The organism is Pseudoalteromonas sp. APC 3224 (assembly GCF_030407535.1).
Lineage (GTDB): Bacteria > Pseudomonadota > Gammaproteobacteria > Enterobacterales > Alteromonadaceae > Pseudoalteromonas.
This window is the reverse complement of record NZ_JASDDF010000022.1, coordinates 66,059-85,994: the sequence shown is the minus strand read 5'-3', so window position 1 is coordinate 85,994 and position 19,936 is coordinate 66,059. Positions and strand designations below refer to the sequence as shown.

General features: G+C 38.7%; 16 protein-coding genes. 5 read left to right on the top strand and 11 right to left on the bottom strand.

The window, feature by feature from the left end; all coding sequences use genetic code 11:
* Positions 1-498 precede the first annotated feature (498 nt).
* Together QL989_RS11635 and QL989_RS11630 are read right to left on the bottom strand one after the other, a co-directional pair.
* Complete coding sequence (locus tag QL989_RS11635; RefSeq protein WP_290170597.1) at positions 499-798, bottom strand: hypothetical protein; 300 nt, start codon at positions 796-798, stop codon at positions 499-501.
* A 53-nt stretch (positions 799-851) separates the two neighbouring features.
* Positions 852-2,021, bottom strand: a complete 1,170-nt coding sequence (locus QL989_RS11630; protein WP_290170596.1) for an acyltransferase family protein — start codon at positions 2,019-2,021, stop codon at positions 852-854.
* A gap of 151 nt (positions 2,022-2,172) precedes the next feature.
* On the opposite strand from QL989_RS11630, the gene QL989_RS11625 reads away from it, so the two are divergent.
* Together QL989_RS11625 and QL989_RS11620 are read left to right on the top strand one after the other, a co-directional pair.
* Positions 2,173-3,318, top strand: a complete 1,146-nt coding sequence (locus QL989_RS11625) for a histidine kinase (protein ID WP_138605016.1) — start codon at positions 2,173-2,175, stop codon at positions 3,316-3,318.
* Entirely contained in the window at positions 3,296-3,910 is a 615-nt protein-coding gene (locus tag QL989_RS11620; RefSeq protein ID WP_290170595.1) for a response regulator transcription factor, read from the top strand. Before QL989_RS11625 ends, QL989_RS11620 begins: the two co-directional genes overlap by 23 nt.
* A 692-nt stretch (positions 3,911-4,602) precedes the next feature.
* On the opposite strand, the gene QL989_RS11615 is transcribed toward QL989_RS11620, so the two are convergent.
* Both QL989_RS11615 and QL989_RS11610 read right to left on the bottom strand, forming a co-directional pair.
* Positions 4,603-5,097: a transposase gene (locus tag QL989_RS11615; protein ID WP_290170594.1), complete on the bottom strand. Its 495-nt coding sequence runs from the start codon at positions 5,095-5,097 to the stop codon at positions 4,603-4,605.
* Between the two features lie 129 nt (positions 5,098-5,226).
* Entirely contained in the window at positions 5,227-5,454 is a 228-nt protein-coding gene (locus tag QL989_RS11610; protein WP_249363147.1) for a hypothetical protein, read from the bottom strand.
* A gap of 434 nt (positions 5,455-5,888) precedes the next feature.
* On the opposite strand from QL989_RS11610, the gene QL989_RS11605 reads away from it, so the two are divergent.
* Positions 5,889-8,645: a response regulator gene (locus tag QL989_RS11605; protein WP_290170593.1), complete on the top strand. Its 2,757-nt coding sequence runs from the start codon at positions 5,889-5,891 to the stop codon at positions 8,643-8,645.
* A gap of 160 nt (positions 8,646-8,805) precedes the next feature.
* Here QL989_RS11605 and QL989_RS11600 read toward each other — a convergent pair whose 3' ends face one another.
* Positions 8,806-10,230: a sugar porter family MFS transporter gene (locus tag QL989_RS11600; protein WP_290170592.1), complete on the bottom strand. Its 1,425-nt coding sequence runs from the start codon at positions 10,228-10,230 to the stop codon at positions 8,806-8,808.
* Positions 10,231-10,419: 189 nt separating this feature from the next.
* On the opposite strand from QL989_RS11600, the gene QL989_RS11595 reads away from it, so the two are divergent.
* The gene (locus tag QL989_RS11595) at positions 10,420-12,585 is read left to right on the top strand and encodes an exonuclease domain-containing protein (RefSeq protein ID WP_290170591.1); all 2,166 of its coding nucleotides are present in this window, start codon (positions 10,420-10,422) and stop codon (positions 12,583-12,585) included.
* A 13-nt stretch (positions 12,586-12,598) separates the two neighbouring features.
* Here the strand turns inward: QL989_RS11595 and QL989_RS11590 are convergent, their stop codons facing one another.
* From QL989_RS11590 to dinG, 6 genes are read right to left on the bottom strand one after another with little or no spacing between them, the layout of a single operon-like run.
* Entirely contained in the window at positions 12,599-12,754 is a 156-nt protein-coding gene (locus QL989_RS11590) for a YbaM family protein (protein WP_138605011.1), read from the bottom strand.
* The gene (locus QL989_RS11585; protein ID WP_138605010.1) at positions 12,747-13,019 is read right to left on the bottom strand and encodes a late competence development ComFB family protein; all 273 of its coding nucleotides are present in this window, start codon (positions 13,017-13,019) and stop codon (positions 12,747-12,749) included. The genes QL989_RS11590 and QL989_RS11585 overlap by 8 nt, the downstream gene beginning before the upstream one ends.
* Before the next feature lie 50 nt (positions 13,020-13,069).
* Positions 13,070-13,951 carry a histone deacetylase gene (locus QL989_RS11580; RefSeq protein WP_290170590.1) on the bottom strand — a complete coding sequence of 294 codons (882 nt, stop codon included), beginning with the start codon at positions 13,949-13,951 and terminating at the stop codon, positions 13,070-13,072.
* Entirely contained in the window at positions 13,951-14,559 is a 609-nt protein-coding gene (locus QL989_RS11575; RefSeq protein ID WP_054202432.1) for a primosomal replication protein, read from the bottom strand. The genes QL989_RS11580 and QL989_RS11575 overlap by 1 nt, the downstream gene beginning before the upstream one ends.
* 1 nt (position 14,560) lies before the next feature.
* Positions 14,561-15,337 (bottom strand): TSUP family transporter, encoded by a 777-nt coding sequence (locus tag QL989_RS11570; protein ID WP_054202433.1) that lies wholly within the window; start codon positions 15,335-15,337, stop codon positions 14,561-14,563.
* Positions 15,337-17,412 carry an ATP-dependent DNA helicase DinG gene (gene dinG, locus QL989_RS11565; protein ID WP_290170589.1) on the bottom strand — a complete coding sequence of 692 codons (2,076 nt, stop codon included), beginning with the start codon at positions 17,410-17,412 and terminating at the stop codon, positions 15,337-15,339. Before dinG ends, QL989_RS11570 begins: the two co-directional genes overlap by 1 nt.
* A gap of 60 nt (positions 17,413-17,472) precedes the next feature.
* On the opposite strand from dinG, the gene QL989_RS11560 reads away from it, so the two are divergent.
* Positions 17,473-19,821 carry a DNA polymerase II gene (locus QL989_RS11560; RefSeq protein ID WP_290170588.1) on the top strand — a complete coding sequence of 783 codons (2,349 nt, stop codon included), beginning with the start codon at positions 17,473-17,475 and terminating at the stop codon, positions 19,819-19,821.
* The last annotated feature ends 115 nt before the right edge of the window (positions 19,822-19,936 follow it).

The following is a 19,936-nucleotide window of genomic DNA, read 5'->3' as shown; positions in this document are numbered from 1 at the left end:
GTAGAAGATAATGGATTAACGGGTGTTTATATTGACGAAGATCTCGATAATATTTTTTCTAATTAAGTTAATTTAGATAAAGAAAACATTATTTAGGCCGCGTTATATAAAACGAAAATCAAAACTACCTTTAAAAACCAACTATTATATTTTAGTAATTTCAATACCCACATGGGTGTGGGTATTTAAATGACTGAAATAAATCGGATGCTATATGCCAATAAACTTTAACAGCTTATCCGGTGATTGTTTTTTACCAATTTCTCTTACATAAAAATTTAATAACATATTTGTAGTAGCCCACATCTCAGTTTGAAAAGAGGATTTTGATTTTATCTAACAGTCCCTAGTGAGCGAGAAGCAGTCAATCAAAAGCGTTTTTATTAAATCCATGTGCTTACTATATACACAATAAAATAGTGATATATTTTATCGTGCATTATTAGGTACATTGAAACAATAGTTATTTTTGTGGGCTACCAGTGTTTGTGCTTTAAACTATTGGTTAATTAATTTAATCCATTCAATTGGATTCGAGATAATGAATTGATATTTATTACCATCTTTTAATACGATTTCAATTGCATCATGTGTATAAGGCAAAATAGCCAAAACTTTACCAGAGCACTTACTCACTTTTACAATTTCACACCGTGCAAACATATAAGGCCCTAACCCAAATTGTACATTCAACGGCGCAAAATGAATATCGGTGTTGGTTAGCCAAAATTTTCCGTCGGCTTTAATCGCCCCTTGTTGAATCGTGGCGATGGTCGATTTGATTGTTATTGCATGCATAATAGTATTCCTTTATGTAGTGCTGCTTTTAAGTCATTACCAATTGACGACATTTAAGCTGACTGTATTATCTTTCTCTTGGTTTGCCTACCGTTAAGTAGTGCGCCCAACCACGTATTTTTAACTAATAATAAATAACTTACTTGACCTATAAATAATGTAACTACCACGCTTACTATAAACTTTACTAAAACTGGCCAATTAGTATTAATCAATGGCATCTGAATATAAATCAGCACTGGCACATGTATTAAATAAATCCAATATGATGCATTTGAGATGCTGCGACTGAGCTTACTTTGGTGATTTAAAAAACGATGCCCAAGTAAAAACGTTATGGCGGTTAACAAAATAACACTCAGCCCTTGTGATAAAACATGTAATACATGTAGCTCTCCCGCTGCGGCAAAATCCCCCGAAGTTGCGGCGGCAATCACTTCATCTAAGCTTGGCGCGGCTGGTAATAAAGAAAAATAACCAGTCAGCGATATTGCAATACCCAAAATAAGAGGCCATAAGTACTTATGATATGACCAAATGAGCTGCTGTTTTTTATAAAGCCCCACTCCTAACCAATAAAAACTGCCGTAAAAACCATACGACCATAACTGTGGCGTGAGTTTATCAGGAGCAGGAAATGGAATAGATTGCCCCATTAATGAAAACGTTAACACGATGGGAAGTACAACCCACATAAATAAAGGGTGAACGCTAAGCGCATCGAATTTATTGCCTAATAAGTTAGTTGTTTTCAACAACCAGTGAATTAAGCAAAACTGGAATAAGTTCCACAAAAACCATAAGTGCATAGTGCTAACAACAGGCTCTTTAATAACTTTAAACACAGCAAAAATCGGCGGTATTGGATTAGCTATACCGGCTCCAAAACTCAATGCATGGTAGTAAACGGCAAAGCTTAAAGGTAAAAATACAATAAAAGGCAGTAGAATATGTTTACTGCGATGATGTAAAAAGCGCGCGTTGCTCGATTTATCTATTAAAATTGCACTGCAAAACCCTGCAATAATAAAAAATAACGGCATCCGAAATAAGTGCAGCGTATGCGTAATATAATCAAATAGACCATGTGTGCTTGAGTCTGCCGTAAACCAAATATTGCCAAAGAACGGACTGTAGGCTAAAGCGGCATGAAATACGATGCCGAGCAATAGCGCGAGGCTGCGTAAATTATCAATGTAATGTAATCGACTGTCTTTATTCATTAATGTGCCCAACTATTTTTTTATTAATAAAGCATAAATGAATGAGGTTTCATGGCACTAGTCACAAAGCTCATAGCCCGAGCTATGACAGATGTCACTGTTTTTACAACGCGAGTTCTGCAATAATTGCTAAAAAAATATGGCCACAGTAATGGAATCAACTATACGACATACAACCGATTGGCATTTCTCAACATTGGCATCGTGGCTTGGAGTGACATCGGCGTGTGCCTATTATGCCAACTCAGAATTAGCGCTATATTTGCAAATCATAGTAAGTGGTTCCATTTTAGCTATTTTGCTGTATGTGTTAAAACAGCCTAACAAATTTGTTCACGGCGTAGCACTTGGCTATTTCCTGCTTATTTTGGCAATGATACAACTGAGTTCAACATCCTTAGTTTTTATCCACCTAGTGATGTTTACCGCGGTTTTTAGTCCTCATTTTTCGCTTCCTAAAATACTGGCTTGCGTTGTGGCCGCCATGCTGGTGTATGGTTTAACGCATTATGCGCGTTGGGAAAATGGCATTCCTTGGATCACGTTTACAATTTGGTTTTTCTTTTGCTTGATGAATTGGTTTGTTAGCCGGCGTATTGTCGAAAGTTTAAATACACATTACCAATCCCGCCAAAACTACAAAGAGTTAAAAGCCACCCAACACATGATGGGGGCGATGCATGCAGCGCAAGAGCGACAAAATATATCACGCGAGCTCCATGACTCACTCGGCCATAAGCTTACCGCGCTCAGCATTAATTTAGATTTTGCTAAAAGAGCAGCAAATGAAGCCACCGTTGAAACCCTCTCTCTTTGCCACCAACTTAGCCAAGAAGTATTGGCTGAGGTGCGCGAAATCGTTTCCACTCAACGCAATGACAAAACGATTCTTAAGCAAGCTCTTGAGGCCATTTGCGAACTGACACCTAATTTACACTGTGATCTCCAACTAAGTAAGGAGACAGAGCAGCTTCCTCAAGACGATACCCTGTGTGTATTGCGGTTTACCCAAGAGATGATCAGCAACACCCTTAAACATACCCAAGCAAACCATTTTACTTTGCATGTAAATGTCACCCACGTTGGCCAACAGCCGCTGTTAATTGCAAAGGCGTATCATAATCAGCCAGAGACCCATTTACCAAAACAAGGGAATGGATTAGCAGGATTAAATGAGCGAATGGCACAATTTGGCGGTGAATTTTCACAACACCTTGAGCAAGAAACACTGATCAATACCATGACACTGCCACTCAATTTAGAAGAAAAAAGCCATGATAAAGTGCCTACTAGTTGAAGATCAGACCTTAGTTCGTTTAGGCCTCGCTAATTTACTTAACCTCGATAGCGCCATTAATATCGAAGCCCAAGCTGAAGATGGCTTACAAGCGCTTGCACTATTAGCTGAGCATAGTTTTGACATTGCTTTACTCGATATGAGAATGCCGAATTTAGATGGGCTCGGCGTGCTGCAAAAAATGCGTGAAAAGGGTGATAAAACCCCTGTGCTGATCATTACCACATTTGAAGATTGTGATGTATTAGTCAAAGCCCTTAATCTAGGTGCTCGTGGGTATGTGCTTAAAAACATTGAGCTTGAAGAACTTATTAGCGCTATCAAGCAGGTCGTTACAGGTGAGCGAGTATTGCAAAGTGCGGTGACTGATTTTTTACTCAAAAAGCAGTTAAGCCCTCAGCTCTGCTTAACAGGCAAAGAACAAACCGTATTGCAGTGTTTGTCTTTAGGCATGTCGAACAAAGTGATTGCCAAAAAATTAGATAACTCTGAGGGGACTATTCGTAATCATGTGTCACAAATCCTTGCTAAATTAGAGGTAGAAGACCGCACTCAGGCCGTTATAAAAGCCATTAATCAAAACCTAATTTAACACGCGAACAGCATCAAATTCGCACGGAAACACCCCAAACTAACCAAGGTATACCACCAATAAAAAAGAGAGGAATAGCTAAAAACAATTGTTGAAGCATCCACGTTTTTTAGATGAATTGATAAAACTTTTTTAAAGATACTGATTTTTTCTATCTTAAATTCAGGTGAAGAATTTAGTTCAAGATCACAATTTAGTTGCCACCAACCATCCTTTAATATTTTTGAAGTGAATGGGGTCACCCATTAGAAAGTTCCGGTCAAGCAGGCAGCTGTGTTTCCTTGATCTTTTATTCAAAAACCAAGTGTTTTTATTGTTTAAACTCAATTTAAATATGACTACGCACCTAGTAATGACGTCGATTGGTGTGAATATGCACTATGGCTTAGGTAAAAAACGCGATATGAATTTAGGCAGTTTAATTAAGCATTATTGATGATTAATTAATGCCCTTGGCTTTCGCCTCAGTCATCGTTTAGTACCAATGTCAGTCCAGTTTCTGGCTGTGTTTACACACTGCGCTTTAACAATTCTGTGGTTTATGCTTGAACATAACCAGCCCTTGGTGGCTCAAACATTGGGCATATCCAGTATTTAAAATATGAGCGGTTAACGTGCAGGCTCAATCAAATCTAGTGGTTTTACCAACCCCATTACTAGCTCAACACGTTAACCTAATTTTTTTATAGTCGCTAAGTAAACGCCTTGTGTTCATCAAATGGGACATTATCTTTAAGCCTGTGATAACAGGCTCTTGCGAGCTTATGCGCAACCGTTTTAATTGCGATAACTTGGTTCGTTTTAGCCAGTTTTCGTTGATAATATTTTTTGATTGTCGGGTTGTACCGAATGGCAAAATTAGCGGCCTCAGTAAACGCCCACACTAAATAACGATTACCATTCTTCTGATTCGTAGCGCCTTTTTTCTTTCCATAACGGTACCTTGCTCCTTTAACACAGCGACAATACGATGAGAAATTACCTGGCCTATCAAAACGTTCAATAGTGCCTGTCTCTAACATAATGGTCATTGCTAAGGTATTCCCAATTCCATCAATACTGGTTAGGTTCATAAACTCAGGGGAGAGTGATGTTTGTTTTAAAATAGTGCCTTCTATCACATTAATTTGCTGTTGAGCACAGCGTATTAATGAGAGGTTAGAAATGACTGGCAGTGCTGTACTCATTGAGCAAAGTCTGCATGTACCTGCTCAGTATCAACGCCTTTTCTGATAGCGGCCATTTGTTTTATTTTGTTGCTACTGAGCTTATATCCAAGATGTCGCATGTAGCAACTTTGTACTGATAATAAGTTTTTAGTGGACTTTAAATTCTGTATCCATTAAAGCGTCGACTAACCAGTACCAATTAAATGTTGATTCGACAACAAGCTCTTTTAAGTTGTCTTTATAAGGGCTTAGAAAAGATAAAATGACAGACATGTCATTATTTAAACGCTTAACGGTAAGTGTTTCACCTTGTTCATTAATGATAGCAACAACAAAATTTTTTGAATACAAGTCAATTCCACCATATAGTTTCATACCAAGCTCCTCGAAATACAGTTTATGTTTTGGTCAACACAACTGTATCGAAAAACTCGAGAAGCTTTCTATATGATTATCAAATCTTGATTTTGGACATTAAAGATTTTCAAGGTCTGCTCAAGGCACAGAGCAGTCAACTAAACTGGGCTGTATTATTAAGTGGTTAGCTACATAAAGCCTGTATTTAGTAACTTTATGCCATTATAAGCTTCAATCTTATGCCAACTTACACTTCAAACAACATTGGGTGTATTAAAATTCCATTTATCTATTTTCTAATATTTTATTTTGTTATTCGTACGCTAATTCTAGCTTTTACGCACTTAGCTAATTCTTTGTCTTTATAGACAATAGCTAATGGGTAAGTAATAATTAAGACTCGTGATTATACTTTACGCCGCAGGTGTTCAATAAAGCTATTAAGGGTCAATATGACATCTCAGAGGAATAAATGGGCGCTGGCAATATTACTCGGGCTTATTGGAGGTTGCGTTAATCTTTTACCTCTGTATTTTTTTGATAGCTCTGAATTTTTATTTGGTCAGACGTTTGTAATACTTAGCCTAGTGTTTGCAGGGCTTCGTTATTCTCTCCTTAGCTTAGCGATTGTAACTGGTTTTTTATTTTATCGCTGGGGACATAGCTGGAACAGTGTTGTTTATGTGCTTGAGCTGTTTTGGCTTTATGCCTTTTGTTTAAAGCGTTCTAAGCCAATACTTCCCTTAGGCGCTGTATTTTGGTTTTTAGTAGGTTTACCACTGGTGTGGTTTTTGGGTCACTTTGTTATAGGCCTGCCTTGGCTCACACTTGTTGTGGCTGCCTCAAAGTACTTAATAAATGCCATGATTGCATTGGCCCTGGTCGACTTGGTCAGTCTGTTTGTTCCTCATGCCAGTCGAGTCTATCAAGGACAACCTCTTGCACGTATTTTAAGTTATATTGTTAGCGTTATCATTATTTTAGTGGTGTTGATCACCAGTGTTTCTTTGGTTAATCAGCATTATTCGCGTTTAGAATACGAAGTGAATACGCAACTCAAAGAGCAGTCTCAATCAATTAGCACTCAGCTCAATGATTATTTACAGTTTCATAAAAACGCGGTTGTAATGACCAGTAATGCAATTAGCGTTGGTGGACAAATTCAGCCTCAGTTAGAGCAGTTGATGGCTTTATATCCAGGTTTTTTAACTAGCCTTTATGCCAGTCCAAAGGGCCTTGTTAAAAACAGCATGCCGAGCGAGCTACTAAGTGGACTAACTAAAGAGCAGCGTTATGTTAATGATCGCTCTTATTTTTCTCAAGCTCAGCAGTACCCACTCGGTTATAGCAGTGGTGTATTTCGAGGAAGGGGATTAGGGAATCAACCGATCGTAGCACTTTCCGCTCCTATTTATAGAGATGATGAATTTTATGGTGTTATTGAGGGCTCGCTCCAACTAGACCGACTAGAGCGATTTATTCCGGACTTATTTGAATATAAAGGGCAGTTAGTAATTTTAGATGCCAACAAAAAAGTAGTATTTAGTTCACTAAATCAGTTTACTGCACTGAGTGACTTTAACCTGCAAGCTTTTAAAGCTCAGCGTCAACCTAACAGCCAACTATTTCGCTCTGCTGATAATGAAATGTATCACACAAGTCAGTTTATTGATGACAAAAATGGTTGGCAGGTCATTTCTTTTTATAATCGAAAGTACATAACCATAGTGGTCGTAGGTACATGGTTGCCAACCATGCTACTAGGCTTAATTTCGATGGTATTGGTTGTGTTGTTTATTTATAAATTTACTCACTTACTTACCAAGCCAATTAGAGAGCTGACTAATTTAATTCAAGACTTTAGCAAAACAAAAAAGCAGGTATTCAATACGGAATCTAGTTGGTATGAAGTACTACAATTGCAGTATCAATTTGACATGTTGGGCAGTGCGTTACAGCATTCAATTGGCAATTTAGAAGCATCTAATATAGAAAATGAAGAACTCAATAAGCAGCTTAGCCAATTTAATCAGCAATTAGAAAATAAAGTCGCAGAGCAAACAACTGAATTAACACAAGCGGTTAAACTCGCCAATGAAGCAAATATTGCTAAGTCACAATTTTTAGCAAACATGAGTCATGAACTTAGAACACCTATGAATGGCATATTAGGTATGGGAGAGGTTTTGCTTCGAGATCAGTCCTTGAGTACCGAACAAAAGGAATTGTTAATCACACAGCAAAAAAGTGCCAAAAACTTGCTTAATATTCTTAACGATATTTTAGATTTTTCTAAAATTGAAGCAAATGCCATGGAGCTAAATATTAGGCCCACGCAGCTAACTCCATTTATCGAAAATATACGCTCTTTATTTTCCTCGATTGTTGCTGCCAAAGAGGTAGAATTTACGGTTATTCAAACTAATAATTTGCCACAGTGTATTAGTGTTGATGAATTACGCTTAAATCAGGTGATCATAAATTTACTCTCTAATGCGTATAAATTTACGCAGCAAGGCTTTGTAAATTTATCGTTTGATTATCACGATAATAAGCTTCAAGTTAGCGTTGAAGATAGTGGTATTGGTATTGCGAAGGCACAGCAATCACTGTTATTTAGCGAATTTACTCAAGCTGATGTGGGAGTTGCTCGTAAATATGGAGGAACAGGGCTCGGGTTGGCTATTTCGCAAAAGCTGATAAAAATGATGGACGGTGAAATTCAGTTACATAGCGAAGAGGGTAAAGGTAGTACATTTACGTTTAGCATTAGTGCACCAAAATCAGCAGATGCCCCATCAACTTTACCTAAAAAAACAGCTATGCAGCCAAACCTGTTGGGTAAGCACATATTGTTAGTCGAAGATAATGCGATTAACCGACATGTTATTTCAAAAATGTTGGAGCCTACTGAAGCGGTGATAGTTATGGCCGAGGATGGTGTTAAGGCTCTTGATGTATTAAAAGATCAATCGTTTGATTTGATTTTAATGGATTGCCAAATGCCTAATATGGATGGTTATGAATGTACACGCACAATTAGAGTTATGGAAGTTAAAACAGGTTTGCGAGTGCCCATAGTAGCGATTACGGCTAATGCCTATGAAGAAGATAAACAGCGATGCTTAATAGCAGGTATGGATGACTTTATAGCCAAACCAATTAATAGTGATGATTTATACACTGTGATTGGTAACATTCTCAGTTGATAATAGTTCAACAGGCAAAAGCTTAGAACGTGCCAGAGAGTATCCGCTTGCCAAATGGTTAAATGTATCTAATTAGTTTTATTAGCAAAAAATAAGATAATAGAATGGGGGATTAGCCTGAGTAAACTAATGGAAAGTCGGCGCTACTCAGGCTATATAATTACATTGACTCTAATTTTATGCCGCGTGTTTCTTTGATGTATTTAACCACAAAAAATACACTAATAAATGCCGAAAGAGTGTAAAAGCCATAAGCACCTGCTAAACCAATACTGCCGAGCATAATCGGGAAGGTCATAGTAATAGCAAAGTTAGCTATCCATTGTGCGCTAGCTGCAACAGCAAGGGCTGCTCCGCGAATACGGTTATTGAACATTTCACCAAGTAGTACCCATACAATAGGGCCCCAGCTTAAGCCAAAAAATACCACAAATAAATTAGCCATTATTAATGCAAAGGTACCCATATTTTCGCTAAGTGCTAACTTGCCCGCTTCATCAAGGCCTGCACTTCCAAAGGTGTAGGTAAGTGCACTTAAACTAATAAACATACCTATGCTACCTACCAATAATAGTGGCTTACGGCCTACTTTATCGACTAAGGCAATAGCTATAAAGGTAGATAAAATATTGGTGGTGCCTGCAAGTACATTAATAAACAGTGATTGTGATTCATCAAAACCAGCGGCTTGCCATAGCTCTGAGCCGTAATAAAATACCACGTTAATACCAACAAATTGTTGGAAAACTGATAAAGCCACACCCACCCAAACAATAGGATGTACTTTTTTACTGCCATCAATAAATAAGTCGCGAATACTTGGTTTTTTATCACTTTGCAGAGACTGTTTCACGTCATTGATTTGCGTATCAGCATCGTCATTTGAGATTTTATTAAATACAGTTTTAGCGTGTTTAAGTTTACCTTGTGCGACTAGGTAACGCGGTGACTCAGGAATAAAAAGTACGCCAATTAAAAATAAGCCTGCAGGAACAAGTTCAGCCCAAAACATCCAGCGCCATGCGGCTAAATCTAACATTAAAATACCTTCGGCACCGCCAGCGGCGTTAGCAATTAGGTAATTACTTAAAAAGGCTGCAAATAAACCAAGTACGATAGCGAGTTGTTGTAATGTCGCTAAACGACCACGTAAACTTGCTGGTGCTACTTCTGCAATATAAGCAGGTGCTAAAACAGAGGCTGCACCTATGCCTAATCCGCCAAATAAGCGGTAAAAAATAAACTCAGCAGAACTATCGGCAACCCCAGAGCCAAAAGCGCTGACTGCAAATATAATGGCAGTGACAATCATAATAGCGCGACGGCCAAATTTGTCAGCTAATGGGCCAGCAGCTAAAGCCCCCAGCGCACAACCTAATAATACAGATGCAACATTAAAACCAGTTGCAACACTGCTTGAGTTAAATGTATTACCTAATGCCGATACGGTGCCGTTTATAACGCCCGAATCGAAACCAAATAAAAAGCCACCAATAGCGGCAATGGCCGATATAAAAATAACATATAAAAGCGAGCACTTAGTCTGTGCGCTATGCTCACCTTTAGTTGCATGCTGTGTCGTCATGTTGTTCAATCCTAATTTTTATTATGTGTAATGTAGTTAAAGTAGCACTAAATTTGCTGGCAACCTTAGCACAGAGTGATCACGCTAAAAAAGATATTTCAATAGTAATACGTATGCATAAAAATTTATTGGGTTGATAAAAATAACGAGATACTAGATACTGTTTTTATATACAGTGTGGGCGGTTTTATGAAAAAAGAGTTACCAGCGAAATATTATTTGGCACATTTTAGAGAGCTATTAACGTTTGTGAGCGAGAAATGCATGCATTTACTCGAGCAAAAGCATATTTCATTTATTAGTAAAATAAATACGCTCGACGAGCAGAGCCAGTGTATGTTGGCGCGCATTTATTCTCGTAAGCCTTATTTAGTTCAAACCCAATCATTAAACTACGAAGAAATTAGCTCGCCATACCAAGCACTTTTTAAATTAAAAGCGGCAAAGTTAATTGTAGAACCCTCTAATAAAGATCATAGGCAACTACTAAGTCACCTAACAAAACCGGCCTTAATAGAGCTGCTAGAAAAGCAAGAACAACCGCCATTATTTAAAAAAAGCGCTGCTAAAAGTAACTTAGTTGAAATAGCTAGTTCATTCTTTGAATCTAAGCCAGAGTGTCTTGCACACTTATATAATCAGTACGTGATAAATAATAGAGAAGAGTATTACGAGTATTTTGAATTTTTATATATCGGCAGGCTCAGTGCAGGCGATATTAATCATCAAAATCGATTTGTACTGCGAGATTTAGGCGTAACACCTGTTAGGCAAGAGCATAGTGAAAGCTTGTCGCGCTTTGATTCAATAGAGGAAGCGCAGTCTAACTATGCATTAAACCGTTTGCGACTAACGCTTAAAAATACAAAAGATGACAATGAAAGAGAGGTACTAGCAAAGAAGCTAATAAATGAAGTAGCGTTGGGGGTTATTGCACAAGAGTTAAAAAACAAGTTACTGGTTATACTTTATAAGCAACTAAAAACAACTAACCCAACACTTGCGTTTGATGTACTTAATGCTTGCGAAGACGATGCACAAGCCTTAGAAATTCAAATAAGGGAGCAATATCGACAAGGCAATAAGCAATGGGTAAAAACGCAGCTTGAGCAAATTATAGAAAACCCGCTTAGTGATGAGTTACTGTATTTTGCAGATGACTTTTTAATGCGTAAATTTAACAAGCAAACCCGTTCGCGGCTCAGTGAAATGTTAGCCAGTACACGCTGCATTATAGAAGTTGATGAACTTTACCGCGGCGATGTTGAGTTAGGTGTAAGCGATCACTACACTCGTCAAGGCAAACAGGTTTTTTATACTGAAAATACTTTGTGGCAAAGCCTATTTGCGCTGGTTTTTTGGCAAGAGCTATTTATTGAAACCCCGACGCCGCTTTGTAATGAATTTGATATTTTCCCACAAGCGTTAAAAACAGACTCCTTTTACTTAAATCAATCCTCACAAATAGAAGCGCGGCTGGCTGCGTGTAATAGTACCCCCAAATTGCTGCGTTTAGTGTGTCACCATGCCGCGAAGTATTATGAGCAACCAAATGGCTTATTTAGGTGGCACCCAGATGTTTTAAAGCCAGTAGAGATGCTTATATTAAATAGCTCAATAACGGCTTTACTTCAGCATTTAAAAAATATGGCAAAGAACTACCGACAGCTAAAAGATGGTTATCCCGATTTAATGATTGTTGATAATAATGCCGTTCATTTTGAAGAGGTTAAAGCGCCTGGCGATAAGCTCAAAAGAAACCAACTAGTGAGTATCGATAATTTAAAAAGCAGTGGCTTTATCGTAAATATTGCAGCGGTAAACTGGTATGTAGATCCCAAGCGGATTTATAGTGTGGTAGATATTGAAACAACAGGGGGCCTAAAAGGGGGGAACCGAATTACCGAAATTGGTGTTGTTAAAATACAGCAAGGCAACATTATTGATACATGGACTACGCTGATAAACCCAGAGCGGCCTATCCCTCGTTTTATTACTAAACTAACCGGTATCAACGACGCCATGGTAAGTGATGCGCCTATATTTAGCGACATTGCTTCGACTTTATTAGATAAGCTTTCGGGTAGTATTTTTGTCGCTCACAATGTTAATTTTGATTATGGCTTTATTAAAAAAGAGCTTGAGGGGCTGGGAATCAACTTTAAAATGCCAAAACTATGTACCGTTGTTGAATCACGTAAAGCATTTAAGGGATTAAAGTCGTACTCACTGGGGAATTTATCTGCACACTTTAATTTAGATTTAACTAACCATCACCGTGCATTAGATGATGCTAAAGCGGCCGCGCAGTTATTGTTACTGGTACAACAATCTACAAATAGGGTTTGCGTTTAGGAAGTAAAAAGCGCTAAGTGCGCTTTGTTACTTTATTTTCAAAGTCACTTTTTACGATATCGAGCGCTTTTAATACTTCTTCTGGCTCTACATCGTGTTGCTCTAAAATCATAATTAAATCAACAGCCAGTTTCACGTGTGTAGGAGCTTCTTCTAGTGGGTTACTCATGGAGCGCTTTCTTTTTAGCTATTTGATCAATCGCAAAATTAATGGCAACTTCTACGCGTTGCTGCATATCTAAACGATCTGTTTGAGTTAAATAAAACGCCATATCTACATCGTAACGAATATAGCGGGGTGGTAATTGATTGAGAACGGTGCAGCAAAAGTCAGCCATTACATCGTCATTGTAACGTTCATTAAGTTTACGTTTTTCTATTTCTTCTAAAACGAGTTTTTCGTAAAAATTGTGTATGTCGTCATCTAATCGCATATTCCTGTCACTCTTTTTTATTGTCTGTAATGAGTCTATACCAAGGATTGTTATAAATCGAGAGCCGCTTTAAATAGTTGCTTATGGACGCTAACTAAATTGTTGATGTTGCGTTGATAACCGCCACCTAAAGCGCACATCAGCGGTATGTTTCGCTGCTTACAAAAGTTAAGAACGGTAAAATCGCGCTCATATACACCAGCTAAGGAAACATCAAATAAGCCGAGTTCGTCTTTGGTGTAAATATCGGCGCCCGCATTATATAAAATAATATCAGGCTGGTGCAGACGAACACATAACTCAAGAGCTTGCTCTAGTGTTGTTAAATACTCTGCATCTGTGGTGTTTGCAGGTAAGCCAAAGTCGTAGTTTGAGTGCTGTTTTTGCCGAGGAAAGTTTTGTTCACAGTGAATTGAACAACTAATTATCTGCTCGTGATGTTGGGTTATTTGCGCGGTACCGTCACCTTGGTGTACGTCACAATCAAATATTAATACGGTGTCGGCTTTCTCTGTTGAAATAAGATGCGCTGCCGCAATGGCTAAATCATTAAAAATACAAAAGCCACTGCCGTAATTGCTATAAGCATGGTGGTAGCCGCCACTTAAATTCGCCGCTAAACCACTTTTAATTGCACTTTCAGCGGCTTGAATGCTGGAACCAACAGAGTAAAGTGTTCGCTCAACAAGTTCAGGAGAGTGAGGAAATCCCATTTTCTTCACCGCTTTGTCAGTCAACGACCCGTTTAAAAAGTCAGCAATATAATCTGAGCTATGGCATAAGCTTAACTGCGCTGTAGTTGCAGGCGAAATAAATTGGGTGTAGCCTAAACGCTCTATTTCATGCTTAAGCTGCTGATACTTTTTAATTGGAAATCGATGGCGGTCAGGTAACTCTAGCTGCGAGTACAGTTCGTGGTAATAAAGCTGCATTAGCGTAGCTGTTGTTTTTCTACTTGTTGAATTTTGTCTTCGGTGGCAGAAATCGCTTTTCTACAACGGCCGAGTCGTGCATGAGTAGTTAAAATTTCTTGGTTAAGCTTTTGTGCTTGCGCAGGCGATGCTTTTTCCATTTGCAATTTACGCTCTTCAATCATCAGTACTAGGCGACGTTCAAATTCATGGTTTTGTTTAAGTTCGTCATATAACTCGTGGGATGATTGCATGATTTTTTGCACCGCTTGTTTATAAACAGGCTGTTTAGCACGAGGCTTATAATGACTTTTATTTTCTTTCACCCAAATAGGGGTCGATTTAATAACATTAAATACCGCTTGTACCTGACTAGCAATACGCTCAAGTGCATAGGTGTATGCATGACGGTGTTCGCTCGGTGGTAAGCTGGCTATTTCATCTTCTATTTCTACTACGTAGTCGGCTAAGTTCATACTTTTGGTGCTAAACACGGCTCTGTCAAATAGGCTCGGCTGTGCCTGCATATACCGGTTTTTAGAAAAGAGCTTTGCTTTGTCAAATTGCTCTGCTTGTTGCTTAAGCGTGGCAACTTGTTGGCGTAGTTTGTCTAAAGCAGCAGATTGCATATTAAAAGTATGCCTCGTAAATTAGTTTTAATGCTAAAAGTATAACCATCGTATTAAATACTGGACGAATAAATTTACTGCCAAAACGAATCGCTGAATGTGCGCCAAACCATGCACCAAGCATGATAAAGAAGCCCATTGTAATTCCCAGTAAAAAGTTAACATGGCCAAGTGCAACAAAGGTGATCAGCGAGATAAAGTTAGAAACAAAATTCATTGAACGCGCCAAACCACAATTAAGTAGCAAACTCATTTTATAAAGCATACCGTTTGAGGCAGTCCAAAAAGTTCCCGTTCCAGGCCCCGCCAAACCATCAAAAAAGCCTAGGCTTAACCCTTGTAGCCACTGTTTAATTTTTATTGCGCGGGTTAATTCAGGTAGGTCGTCGCTTTGTGTGGTACTTAAATTACCAAATAAGCTGTAGCAAGCCACTAAAATAATAATAATGGGTAAGAGCTTATTTAAAAACTCAATGCTTAAATGATCAACAATGAGTGTGCCTAATAAAGCACCTATGGCGGTGGCGATTATAGAAGCAAACCAAAATCGTGGGTTAAATAATTGTTTTTTATAATAGGTAATACTGGCAGTTAACGAGCCAAAACTGGCGGCCAATTTATTAGTGCCGAGCGTTAAATGAGGAGGTAATCCCGCCGTTAACAGTGCCGGTACAGTGAGTAAACCACCACCGCCAGCAATAGCATCAATAAAGCCTGCTAAAAGTGCAACGCCACATAAAATAGCCCAAGTTGTTGGGTCGAGTGCAAGTTCAAACATCAGTAATCTATTTGTCTTTTAAAAGGTGGTAAGGTGTCGAGCATGGCTTTGCCATATCGTTTGGTGATTAAGCGTCTATCTAAAATAATTATTGTGCCAATATCACTTTCTTTGCGCAGCAGTCTACCACAGCTTTGTACCAATTTCTTTGCTGCGTCTGGCACGGTTATAGATAAAAACGGATTACCGCCTTTACTTTGCACAAACTCCGCTTGTGCTTCTTCTATTGGCGATGTGGGCACCGCAAATGGAATTTTTGTAATAATTAGGTTTTCTAAATATTTACCAGGTAAATCAAGTCCTTCAGAAAGGCTTTGGGTGCCAAATAAAATACTGCCTTTGCCTTCATCAATATTTTTAGTATGTAATTTGAGTAAAGCTTCTCGTGACATTTCACCTTGTACTAATAAGTTAAATCCCTTTGTTCTAAGAAACTTACTTACATGGTCCATTTGCCAGTAAGAGGCAAACAACACTAAGTTGGCTTTTTTAGTGTTTAGATATTCGGGTAATGTTTTAGCAATATGATCGCTAAATTCTTTATCTGTTGGCTCTATGCTTGACGTCGGAATACGCAAAGTGGCTTGTTTTGGGTAGTCAAACGGGGAGGGGACTTTTATAAACTTTACCCCTTCTTCTTTAGCAAGACCGCTTTCATAAGCAAAGTGATCAAATGAGCCTAGTGCGCTCAAGGTAGCTGAACATAGCACGGCTCCAGCACATTCGCTCCACAGCTTATCTTTTAAATAGTAACCGACCTCAATGGGGCAGTCGCTAAGCAAGTGATCATGATGGCTTTTATATTCAAGTCGTTTTATCCAACGCGCATGCGGCGTGCCTTCGCCTTTAGTAGCGTAACTAAACCATAATTTATTAAGTTGTTCTAAGCGATTTATGTATTGCCCACTTTCAGCCAGAATGGGGTCGGCAACATAAGGTTTAATATCACCGTCGCTTACATCTTGTGTGAGGGTGTCGTGCATTTTATTCAAACACCGTAATGCATCAAGCGTGGCTTCGCTAATGTCTTTTGCCTTAGCGTGTAGCGATTTAGGAATTTCACCATGTTCAAAGCGATAGGTATCGTCTTTTGAATATTCAAAATCGGCGTTGTCGAGAATATCGCGGACTACTTTTAAATCTTTGTTTGCATCGTTAACGCTATCGCATAATTTAAAGTTTTGCCCAATACCTTTTTGCCCCACTAACACTTTGGCCATTTTGCCACTAAATTTAGTGAGTTTGTCGAGCCAATCTATCGTGCCTTTTATTGTAGCTGCAGCAGATGAAAAATCGCGGGTAATATGCGCAAGGTGATGCGCTTCATCGATTACATAAATGGTATTGTCGGGTTCGGGTAAAATTTTTCCGCCCCCTAAATCTAAATCGGCTAATAGTAACGAATGGTTTATAACTAAAACATCCATTTGCATTAACTGCTGGCGGGCGAGTTGAAAAGGACATGTTTGGTGTGCTTTCATCTGGCGTTGGCAAGCATGCTTATCGCAAGCAATTAGTCCCCATACCCTATCAGGAATGGTATCAGCCCAGCTGTCTCTATCGCCTTGCCATTTTTTGTTTACATAGGCATCGTAAAGTTGCTTTAAGCACTTAGTTTCCATATCACTTAGTGGTGATGTAAGGGTAGGCATAAACTCCATTTGAGTTTGGCTATCGCTGTTCAGCGCATTATGAAGTTTGTGAGCGCAAATATAACGTTGGCGGCCTTTTACTAAATCAAATTTAAAATCGAGCCCTGAGTGCTTTTTAAAAAACGGCAGTTCTTTAGCGATTAATTGCTCTTGCAAAGCAACAGTAGCCGTAGAAATAACCAGTTTCTTTTTTTGTGCTAATGCCAATGGTAGAGCGCCTAGACAGTAAGCTAATGACTTACCGGTGCCGGTGCCTGCTTCAATAACACAAATACGTTGTTTTTTATGGTATTCACCGGCTAATGTTTTGGCGATTTCAGCAACTAAATAATTTTGACTACTGCGAGGGCGGTAATCGGTTAGGTTATTTGCAACATGCTGGTGTACTTGTCTAATTGTTTTTTTAAGTGAGCTCGATAGCATGTGATGATTAACCTAAAATATGTATATAATTACAGTGTATATATTAAGTGGGATCGAACATTGACACAAGCAATCTATCAGGGCTTTATTTTATCAAGGCAACAATACGGGGCTAAAAATGCACAAGGTATTACTTTGTGTTACTGGCTAAGCTCTGATCAGGGCCCGATAAAAGTGACGATTGAAAACCAGCAAGCGGTATTCTTCATCCCATTAGCACAGCAGCAGGCAGCGAATACCTTGTTGACTAAGGCGAGTGTTAACGTCCAGTTTAATAATGTTGAGCTTTGTCACTTTAGTGGTAGCGAGTGTGTTGCCTGTTACTTTAACGATATAAAAAGCCTATACACTGCAAGAGCTCTTTTAGAGCAAGTAATGCCAATTTACGAAGCCGATGTGCGCCACAGTGATCGCTTTTTAATGGAGCGCTTTATTAAAGGAGGTGTATGGGTAACCGGTAACACCAAAGCTCAAAACGGCTTTATTGAAATTAGTGATGCAAAGCTAAAAGCAAACACCGAGTATACGCCAACGCTTAAGTCTGTTTCTTTGGATATAGAATGCAATGGCGACGGGGTGTTATTTAGTGTTGCACTGGTGGGAAATGGTTTAGATTGTGTATTGATGATAGGTGAGCAACAGCTGCAGAGCGACTCGACATTTGAAATAGACTGGTGCTATGACGAAATTAACCTACTCACCAAGCTGCAGCAGTACATTATAAGTAATGACCCCGATGTTATTGTTGGTTGGAATGTTATTGATTTTGATTTTAGTTTATTGCAAGAACGCGCTGAGTCGTTAGGGCTTACTCTAAACTTTGGCCGAGATAATCAACCCTTATATATTAATAAGGGTCATTACACCCGATTAACGCTCCCAGGGCGGTGCGTCATTGATGGCATTGATACCTTGAAGAATGCCACTTATAGATTTGACAGCTTTTCGTTAGCTAATGTTGCAGAGCGGGTGCTTAACGAATCTAAATTTATAAAAACCGACAACCGATTAACAGAAATTGTTCGTCAATTTAATGAAGATAAGCTAGCTCTTGCTGCCTACAACCGTCAAGACTGTATTTTGGTTAATCAGATTTTCGAAAAACTAAAGCTGTTTGAATTTGCCATAGTCAGAACTCAAATCACTGGGCTCGAAATTGAGCGCATGGGGGGCTCAGTTGCCGCATTTACAAACTTATACTTACCGTTATTACACCGCAGTGGTTATGTTGCTCCCAACTTAGGCGATCATGGGCTCTCATTTGAGAGCCCAGGTGGCTATGTGATGGAGTCGACTCCAGGGCTGTATAAAAACGTTTTGGTATTGGATTTTAAAAGCTTATATCCTTCAATTATGCGTACGTTTTGTATTGACCCGCTAGGCTTAATCGTAGGGCTAAATGAGCCAGAGCAAGCAGTTGAAGGATTTAATCAGGCATTATTTTCAAGAACGCAGCACCACCTGCCTAAATTAATTGAGCACCTGACACAAACTCGCCAAGAAGCCAAAGACACTAATCAACTCATGCTCTCGCAAGCGATTAAAATTATTATGAATAGTTTATATGGTGTACTCGGCTCTAAAGGCTGTCGGTTTTACGACCCGCGCTTATCGAGTTCTATCACTTTACGTGGCCATGAAATAATGCAAACAACCCGTAAATGGATAGAAGTGCAAGGTTTTGAGGTGATATATGGTGATACCGACTCTACGTTTGTAAAACTTAGTAAAGATAAAAGCCCTGAGCAATGTAACGAAATTGGCTGCCAACTTGTTCGACATATCAACGAAAAGTGGCAAGTAGAATTAAAGCAGCGTTATGACTTAAAAAGCTATTTGGAAATTGAATTTGAAACCCATTACAGTCCGTTTTTTATGCCAACTATACGAGGTAAAAAAACAGGTTCTAAAAAACGTTATGTGGGGCAAGTAACTAAAAATAATGAGAAAAAACTTGTATTTAAAGGTATGGAAACAGTACGTAGCGATTGGACTGAGTTTGCACAAGAGTTTCAAACACAGTTATTCGAGACATTATTTACCGACAACTTCGAAATACAGAAACTGCACGATATTATAAATAGCTACACTCAAAAGCTTTATAATGGTGAGTTTGACCGTAAATTAGTATATAGAAAGCGTTTAGGGCAGCACCTTAGCGATTATATTAAAAATATCCCACCTCACGTTCAAGCAGTTAAAAAACACAAAGCGAGCCATCCTGAGTTTGAAATAAAACGCGGGCAAGTAATCGAATATATTTACGCAGTATCCGGCGCTGAGCTTTATACCGGTAAAAACCCCCTTAATTACCCCTTATATATCCAAAGACAGCTTGAACCCGTAGCGCAAATGATATTAAGCGCTTTAAACACATCAACTGAATCTACTCAAGCTACATTATTTTAACTTAGCTATGAGAAAAATAGGTGCTTTGTAGGTTTTTTTTCGATTATAAGTTCCTATTTCGCATAAAAATTGTAAATTTTAAAGTTAACATTTGTGATCATGATTACAGAATTGT

Bases quoted from the DNA above. Each gene is read 5' to 3' on its own strand.
- QL989_RS11585 (WP_138605010.1), bottom strand. From the start codon at position 13,019: ATGCGATTAGATGACGACATACACAATTTTTACGAAAAACTCGTTTTA.
- QL989_RS11600 (WP_290170592.1), bottom strand. From the start codon at position 10,230: ATGACGACACAGCATGCAACTAAAGGTGAGCATAGCGCACAGACTAAG.
- QL989_RS11590 (WP_138605011.1), bottom strand. From the start codon at position 12,754: ATGAGTAACCCACTAGAAGAAGCTCCTACACACGTGAAACTGGCTGTT.
- QL989_RS11610 (WP_249363147.1), bottom strand. From the start codon at position 5,454: ATGAAACTATATGGTGGAATTGACTTGTATTCAAAAAATTTTGTTGTT.
- QL989_RS11630 (WP_290170596.1), bottom strand. From the start codon at position 2,021: ATGAATAAAGACAGTCGATTACATTACATTGATAATTTACGCAGCCTC.
- QL989_RS11595 (WP_290170591.1), top strand. From the start codon at position 10,420: ATGAAAAAAGAGTTACCAGCGAAATATTATTTGGCACATTTTAGAGAG.
- QL989_RS11625 (WP_138605016.1), top strand. From the start codon at position 2,173: ATGGAATCAACTATACGACATACAACCGATTGGCATTTCTCAACATTG.
- dinG (WP_290170589.1), bottom strand. From the start codon at position 17,412: ATGCTATCGAGCTCACTTAAAAAAACAATTAGACAAGTACACCAGCAT.
- QL989_RS11575 (WP_054202432.1), bottom strand. From the start codon at position 14,559: ATGCAATCTGCTGCTTTAGACAAACTACGCCAACAAGTTGCCACGCTT.
- QL989_RS11620 (WP_290170595.1), top strand. From the start codon at position 3,296: ATGATAAAGTGCCTACTAGTTGAAGATCAGACCTTAGTTCGTTTAGGC.
- QL989_RS11570 (WP_054202433.1), bottom strand. From the start codon at position 15,337: ATGTTTGAACTTGCACTCGACCCAACAACTTGGGCTATTTTATGTGGC.
- QL989_RS11635 (WP_290170597.1), bottom strand. From the start codon at position 798: ATGCATGCAATAACAATCAAATCGACCATCGCCACGATTCAACAAGGG.
- QL989_RS11580 (WP_290170590.1), bottom strand. From the start codon at position 13,951: ATGCAGCTTTATTACCACGAACTGTACTCGCAGCTAGAGTTACCTGAC.
- QL989_RS11605 (WP_290170593.1), top strand. From the start codon at position 5,889: ATGACATCTCAGAGGAATAAATGGGCGCTGGCAATATTACTCGGGCTT.
- QL989_RS11615 (WP_290170594.1), bottom strand. From the start codon at position 5,097: ATGAGTACAGCACTGCCAGTCATTTCTAACCTCTCATTAATACGCTGT.